At 78.5% G+C, this 549-nt stretch carries 1 pseudogene; it reads right to left on the bottom strand.

Annotation, left to right across the window (positions count from 1 at the left end):
* Positions 1-346, bottom strand: a pseudogene (locus tag HUW36_RS33970) (helix-turn-helix transcriptional regulator); the annotation flags it as partial.
* Positions 347-549: the final 203 nt, after the last annotated feature.

Raw genomic sequence — 549 nt, 5'->3', positions numbered from 1 at the left:
CGGCCAGGTAGGCCCACAGCCGGCCGGTGGTGTCGCCCTCCGCCACGGTCACCCACGCCGGCACCGGGCCGTCCCGCTCGGCGCGCGCCCAGGCGGACAGCACTGTCGTCTTGCCCCAGCCGGCCGGGGCGAGGACCAGCGTGACCGGCCCGCCCGCGCCCCGGTCCAGGCGGTCCACCAGCCGTGGGCGCAGCACCACCGGTTCGGGCGGCACGGGTGGCGTCAACCGGGACGTCAGCAGCGGCGCGGTGGCGCCGGTGACGAACGGTTCCGACGTACCGAAGACCTCCGTCGTGGCATCGGTCGGCGCGGTGGCGAACCGGACCTGGTCGGCCTCCTCCGGCATGCGTCCCCTCCCCCGTCGGCGCGGGGAGCGGTTACCCGGACCGGGCCGGTTCACCCCTTCGGGGCGAACCCGGCTCACCCGGACCGCCCCCACCCTGGGGGTACGCGGGCGGCCGGCCATCCAGCTCCGGCCGCCCGGCGACCCACGACCTCGGGAGGGCAGGTGGCGCGGACCGGACGGTGGGCCGGCGGCGCGCTCGCGCT

Source organism: Micromonospora maritima (assembly GCF_902825405.1).
In the GTDB taxonomy this organism is placed as follows: Bacteria; Actinomycetota; Actinomycetes; order Mycobacteriales; family Micromonosporaceae; genus Micromonospora; species Micromonospora maritima.
The sequence above is the reverse complement of the archived record's forward strand: the minus strand, read 5'-3'. Positions and strand labels throughout refer to the sequence as shown.